This is a genomic window from Cupriavidus basilensis OR16 (assembly GCF_000243095.1).
GTDB classification, from domain to species: Bacteria; Pseudomonadota; Gammaproteobacteria; order Burkholderiales; family Burkholderiaceae; genus Cupriavidus; species Cupriavidus basilensis_D.
The window spans coordinates 1-6,411 of the sequence record NZ_AHJE01000196.1; the positions used below are offsets into that span (position 1 = coordinate 1).

The following is a 6,411-nucleotide window of genomic DNA, read 5'->3' on the forward strand; positions in this document are numbered from 1 at the left end:
GGATGGCGCTTCGCTGATCCTCGATTACGGCACCACCACCCATACCGTGGCCGCAGGCGGCTGCATGGCCATCACAACCTTGCTGGGTCTACACCAACGACTTCGCCATCGCCCTGCTGCTGGGGCGGCGCAACGGCAATCGGGTGGTGATGCTTGGCGGCGAGCTGCAGGACAACGAGGATGCCACCCACGGCTGGGACACCATCGAGCAACTGTCGCGTTACCACGCGGACTTTGCCTTTATTGGCACCGGCGGCATTACCGCCGACGGCCAGATGAGTGATTTCTCGCGCGCTGCCGCCGAGCTGCGCAGCCGCATGCTGCAAGCGGCGAGCGTGGCCTGCGTGGTGGCTGACCACACCAAGTTTGGCCGTAATGCCGGGGTGCTGGTGAAACATTTCGATAAGGCGGCTTACGTGATTTCCGATATGGCGCCCGATCCCGGGCTGGCTGCCGCCTTGAAGGAACGCGGTCCGGTGTTGCGCATCGCCTGAAGGCGGTAAAGGGCGGTAAAGGGCGGTAAAGGGCGGTAAAGGGCGGCAAAGCCTGGTTCAGTCGAGGCTAGCCGCCAGGGCCAAGGCCGTCGCTTCCAAAGCGTCCAGCGCTATGGGTGCATGGGGAAAGCCCCTGCGGCCGCGCCGTCCCGCGCTTTCATAGTCAATGCCATAGCCATCGACGCCAAGCACGCGAACCCCGCCCGGGGCGGCGAGAGACACCGCTTGCGCGATCCCGGCCTCAATGCCTGGCGGCACCTGAGGCAAGGCATCCCATGCCGCTGCCCCAATCCAGCCCATCCGCCCGACGCCGCCGATAAACCGGATGGCGGTCGGGCGGATGCGGAAGAACTGGAAGTCCAGCGCCAGCAACGGCTTGGCAGCCGGCTCATAGCGCAGGTAGCGCGCCAGTTCGTCGGCATTTGGCTCGAAGCGGGCCGCATCGCCCACCAGCGTCAGGCGCCGGGCGTTCTGCACGTCCGTGGCGCCGGGCTGCAGCACGGACAGGCTCACTCTCGCATCGGCAAGGAGGTTACGCGTGTGCTCGGCCAATGCGCTGACGCAGATCACGGGCGCGCCGGCCGGGTCGGTCACGAACGGCACCACGGTGGCATAGGGGTAGCCGGGCAGGGCGCAAGCATGCGTGGCCAAGGTGCCAAAGGCCGCTTCATGGAGAAGGCTGACAACCTGGTCGATCGGGACTTCCACGTTCTTGCCCTCCCGTCTGCGCGTGATTTGGGCATTGTACGGCCTGGCCATGCCCATCTCCGGCGCCGCGAACCGCAGGGCCCTGGCCGCTGATCGCACGAAAATACAATCGAATCGCCTTTATATGTCTGCTTATCAAAGGTGTTGTGACTGTCTTGCCTGCTACGCCAAATGCTAAGCTTCGCCCTTGGCGATACATCCATCCCAGATCCTGAATGTATTGACAAGACCCGGCAGCCGTTGCTGCCGGGCTCGCCGCGGTTGCGCCACCCGAGACCACCCGGGCGGCGCCGTGGCATCCCTCGGCACGCCTGCCGGACACGTATCCGCGGCGGCCGTCTTCTGCCGAGCACCAGCACATCGAAACAAAGAGACACTTGTGACATCTGCCTCCCTCAAAACATTCCTGGCCGGCGTTGCCCGGCGCGACCCCGACCAGCCCGAATTCCTCCAGGCCGTGAAGGAAGTCATGATGACGCTCTGGCCCTTCGTCGAGCAGCATCCGCGCTACGGCGAACAGGCCTTGCTGGAGCGGCTGGTGGAACCCGAGCGCGTGATCCAGTTCCGCGTGGCATGGACCGATGACCGTGGCCAGGTGCAGGTCAACCGGGGCTTCCGCGTGCAGCACAGCTCCGCTATCGGCCCTTACAAGGGCGGCATGCGCCTGCATCCCACGGTCAATCTCTCGGTCTTGAAGTTCCTGGGCTTCGAGCAGACGCTTAAGAATGCCTTGACCACGCTACCCATGGGCGGCGGCAAGGGCGGCTCGGACTTCGATCCCAAGGGCAAGTCCGACGGCGAGGTCATGCGTTTTTGCCAGGCGCTGATGACCGAGCTCTACCGCCACCTCGGCCCGGACACCGACGTACCCGCCGGCGATATCGGCGTGGGCGCGCGGGAAGTCGGCTTCATGGCCGGCATGATGAAAAAGCTGTCCAACAGCTCCGCCAGCGTCTTCACCGGCAAGGGCATGGCCTTCGGGGGCAGCCTGATGCGGCCTGAAGCCACCGGCTACGGCACGGTGTACTTCGCGCAGGAGATGCTGCACCGGCGCGGGCGCGATTTCAGCGGCCTGCGCGTGCTGCTGTCCGGCTCGGGCAACGTGGCCCAGTACGCCGCCGAGAAAGCGATCGAGCTCGGCGCCAAGGTGCTCACGCTCTCCGACTCCGGCGGCGTGCTGCACTACCCCAAGGGCATGAACAGCGAGCAACTGACGGCCTTGATGGCGTTCAAGAACGAGGCACGCGGCCGCCTGGCGGATTTCGCCGCCGAGCAAGACCTGCGCTTCGAAGCCGGCCGCACGCCCTGGCACGTGCCGGCGGACGTGGCGCTGCCCTGCGCCACGCAAAACGAGCTGGACGGCAATGACGCCGAGCGCTTGCTGGCCAACGGCGTGTTCTGCGTAGCCGAAGGCGCCAACATGCCCTCCACGCTGGACGCCGTGGACCGCTTCCTGGCCGCGCGCATCCTCTACGCGCCGGGCAAGGCCAGCAACGCCGGCGGCGTCGCCACCTCGGGGCTGGAAATGTCGCAGAACGCCATGCGCATGTCCTGGCACCATGCCGAGGTCGACGAGAAGCTGCACGCGATCATGAAGGACATCCACGGCAACTGCATCCACTACGGGCAGAAAGCCGACGGCTTCATCAATTATGTGGAAGGCGCCAACGTGGCCGGGTTTGTGAAGGTCGCGGACGCGATGCTGGCGCAGGGCGTGGTTTGATCGTGGGCTCAAGCATGCCGGCCGGCGCTTTGGTTTCCTGACCAGGCCGGCGGGTGGCATAGCGGGGTGGCGACGATGCCATCCCGTTTCTCTTTGGGGCATTGGTCGGCCACGGAGCCGTCAAGCGTTGTTTGCCGTCAACAGTTTGGCAAGCAAGGGGGGAATACCCGTTGGCAGGTCGGAAGCCAGCGTCGAATCCCTTCTTTGGAGGGGTATCAACTTGGCGACCCGCGCGGGCACCCGATTTGCGGGAAAGCGCTTGGCCGCAGCTAATACTTTGTAATACAAGTCGACTGAAAATCCGGCCCCGCGGCGCATGATTTGCGCAGTTGTTTTGTGTGCGGACGTCCGGCCTATCGCATAAGATACCGAGCTTAAAATATAAAAACAGCGGTGATTCGGGTGACTTCCAACCAGTTCCACTTCATCTCGGGCTTGCCCCGGTCAGGGTCAACGCTACTCTCGGCGCTACTGCTGCAGAACCCCCGTTTTCATGCAGGGATGACCAGCCCGGTGGGGACACTGTTCAATGCTGTCCTGGCGCAATGCAGCGCCGGCAGCGAGTTCGGGCCAGTGATCGGCCAAGACCAGCGCCGCCGGCTGTTGCGCGGCCTGTTCGATAGCTACTATGCGGACAAAGCCGGCAAAGGCGTGGTGTTCGACACCAATCGCAACTGGTGCTCGCGCATGCCCGCGCTGCAGGACCTGTTTCCCGATGCCAAGGTGATTGCCTGCGTGCGCAATGTCGCCTGGGTCATGGACAGCCTCGAGCGTTTGTATCGCGCCAATCCGTATGAAAACACCAAGCTGTTTTCCGATGACGCCGAGCGCAGCACCGTTTATAGCCGGGTCGATACCCTGGCGCAGCGCAATCGCCTGGTTGGCTTTGCGTGGGCCGCGCTCAAGGAAGCCTATTACGGCGAAAACGCCGGTTCCCTGCTGCTGGTCGACTACGATTTGCTCAGCCAGGCGCCCGACAAGGTAATGCGCCTGGTTTACGACTTTATCGGCGAGCCGTGGTTTGAGCATGATTTCAACAACGTGCAATACGACGCGCCAGCGTTCGATCAAGCCTTGGGCGTGTCCGGCTTGCACCAGGTGAAATCCAAAGTGGGCAAGCAAGCACGGCGCAGCATCCTGCCGCCGGACCTGTTCGAGAAGTACGCCGCGTTGTCGTTCTGGGAGGACGGCAGCAAAAGCGCGGCCAATGTCATCCGCGCAAAGCTCGACCAGCGCGATTAGCACGACGACCAGGGCCGGCACTCGCAGGCTGACTTCAGAAAACCGACCAGAAAATGATAGCCCGCCGCGCGCCGCCCGAGCAGCGCCCGGCGCGGGTGTGAGGAGAGCGATATGTGGTGGACCCGGAAGCAGAAGGTAGAGGGCGCGGTTGCAATTCCCGCCCGGCCCGCAAAGCGGCCCAGCTCGCTCTCCTCGTCGCTGATCATGGCGCTGGAACCCCGCATCATGTTCGACGGCGCCGCGGTCGCCACGGCAGCCGCGGCGGCCCACCCGGCAGCGGATAGCCATGGCGCGCCGGCGGACAGCCACGCGGCGGATAGCCACGCAGCGCCCGCTGCCACACCGGCAACTGCCCAGGCGGCGGATAGCGCCAGCCATGCGCCCACGCCGGCCGACACCGGCGCGCCGTCCCTCGCCGGCCCCTGCGCCGTCCGGCCACAACGTGCTGTTCGTGGATAGCCGGGTGGAGGACAGCGCCAGCTTGCTGGCGGGGGTCGCGCCCGGCACGGACATCGTCTACCTGAACCGCAACGCCGACGGCCTGGCCCAGATGGCCGATTACCTGTCCGCCCACCCCGGCGCCAAGTCCGTCCAGATCATCGCGCACGGCGAGGCTGGCGACCTCTGGCTCGGCAGTACCTACCTTTCCGGCGACAACGTTGGCGCGTATGCCAGCAGCCTGGCCAAGATCGGCAGCGGCATCCAGAGCGGCGGCGACATCCTGATCTATGCGTGCAGTACCGCGCAGGGCGCGGCCGGCCTGTCGTTCATCGATTCGCTGGCGGCGCTGACGGGCCGCGATATTGCCGCCTCGGACAACCGCACCGGCGCGGGCAGCGACTGGAACCTGGAAATCACCACCGGCCAGATCGAAGCCACCTCGGTGCTGTCGGCCAGCGCGGAATCCGCCTATACGCACGACCTGGCGCTGATCACCGTGACGAATATCGGAGATACTGGTACAGGTACCCTGCGCAACGCAATCAGCGCGGCGCAAGCGGGTGACACCATCACCTTCAGCACCGGCATGACGATCAATCTATCGACCATCACGTCGGGCAATTCGCTGCTGGTGATCGGCAAGAACCTCACCATCGACGGCGACATCAATCACGACGGCATAGCCGACGTCACGCTCGATGGGCAGTACAAAGGCCGTGTGCTCGAAATCACCTCAGGCTCGACCGTCGGGCTCAAGGGGCTGGTGATCGAACATGGCCTGGTTTCGGGCAATGGCGGGGTCGGCGGGTCGGGTGCAACCGCCGCGCAAGGTGGCGGCATCTACAACGCCGGGACGCTGACTCTGACGGACGTCACCGTCACAGCCAATGCGGCTGCCGGTGGCGGCGGCGGCGGCGGTGTGCGAGGCGCTACGGTTGGCGGCGGCGGCGGCGGCGGCGGCGGCATGTCGGGCATTGGCGGCGGAGCGGGCGGCGCGGCTGGTGCCGGATCCACCAGCGGTTACTATGGCGGTACGGCAGGCCATAACGGCGTGGGCGGTCTCGGCGGTGGTTATGACGGGATCCACATGGGTGGTGGCGGCGGTTCCACCACGGGTGGAGCAGGGGGCACCAGCAGCATTGCCGCCGCCTACTCGACAGGCGGCAGCGGGGGCACTGCCAGCAACGGCTCCCTCTCGATCGGCGGCGGCGGCGGCGGCAGTGGGTGGGATGCCACAGGTGGCGCGGGCGGCAGCGCGGCGGGTGGCATCTTCAACGCGACCGGCGCAACCCTCAATGTGGTTGGCAACTCGATCATCAGCAACAACCTGGGCGCAGGTGGCGGCGGCGGCGGTGGGGCTGGCGCGGGAAGCGGGAGCAACGCGAACGGCGGTGCAGGTGGCCTGGGTGTGGGCGCCATATGGAACCAGGGCACCGTGCACATCACGGCTTCGGCCTATGCGGCGATGAGCGGCAACGCAGGCACAAGCGGGGCGGGTGGCCTTGAAGACAGCGGAGGGTTTACCGGTATCAGCCCCGTATCCTCTAACAAGATCTACAACGACACTGGCGCCACCCTCGACAAGACCTACACCCCGAACGCCGCACCCGTTGCCACTACTAGCGGCGGCACGACCGCGTTCACCGAAGGCAACAACGTCGCCAGCACGCCGGTGGTGGTCGATAGCGGCGTCACGTTCAGCGATGCGGACAACACCACGTTCGCCAGCGGCAAGGTGGCGATTACCGGCAATTTCCACAGCGGCGAAGACGCGCTGGCCTTCACCAACGACGGCACCACCAT

The 6,411-nt window shown here is 65.5% G+C and carries 6 protein-coding genes; 5 read left to right on the top strand and 1 reads right to left on the bottom strand.

Annotated features, from left to right (window positions below; translation table 11 throughout):
• Positions 1 to 119: 119 nt before the first annotated feature.
• Positions 120 to 494 (top strand): DeoR/GlpR family DNA-binding transcription regulator, encoded by a 375-nt coding sequence (locus OR16_RS37825; RefSeq protein ID WP_237717383.1) that lies wholly within the window; start codon positions 120 to 122, stop codon positions 492 to 494.
• A gap of 57 nt (positions 495 to 551) precedes the next feature.
• Here OR16_RS37825 and OR16_RS37830 read toward each other — a convergent pair whose 3' ends face one another.
• Positions 552 to 1,253: a HugZ family protein gene (locus tag OR16_RS37830; protein ID WP_006164520.1), complete on the bottom strand. Its 702-nt coding sequence runs from the start codon at positions 1,251 to 1,253 to the stop codon at positions 552 to 554.
• Positions 1,254 to 1,581: 328 nt separating this feature from the next.
• On the opposite strand from OR16_RS37830, the gene gdhA reads away from it, so the two are divergent.
• From gdhA to OR16_RS47575, 4 genes are all read left to right on the top strand, one after another.
• Positions 1,582 to 2,925: an NADP-specific glutamate dehydrogenase gene (gdhA, locus tag OR16_RS37835; RefSeq protein ID WP_006164522.1), complete on the top strand. Its 1,344-nt coding sequence runs from the start codon at positions 1,582 to 1,584 to the stop codon at positions 2,923 to 2,925.
• Between the two features lie 402 nt (positions 2,926 to 3,327).
• A complete protein-coding gene (locus OR16_RS37840) occupies positions 3,328 to 4,167 on the top strand; it encodes a sulfotransferase family protein (RefSeq protein ID WP_043422810.1) in 840 nt (279 codons plus the stop codon).
• A 111-nt stretch (positions 4,168 to 4,278) separates the two neighbouring features.
• A complete protein-coding gene (locus OR16_RS45035) occupies positions 4,279 to 4,626 on the top strand; it encodes an LEPR-XLL domain-containing protein (RefSeq protein WP_006164525.1) in 348 nt (115 codons plus the stop codon).
• Positions 4,610 to 6,411, top strand: a 1,802-nt coding sequence (locus OR16_RS47575) for a DUF4347 domain-containing protein (protein ID WP_202801125.1), incomplete at its 3' end; no start/stop codon positions are given. The genes OR16_RS45035 and OR16_RS47575, both read left to right, overlap by 17 nt.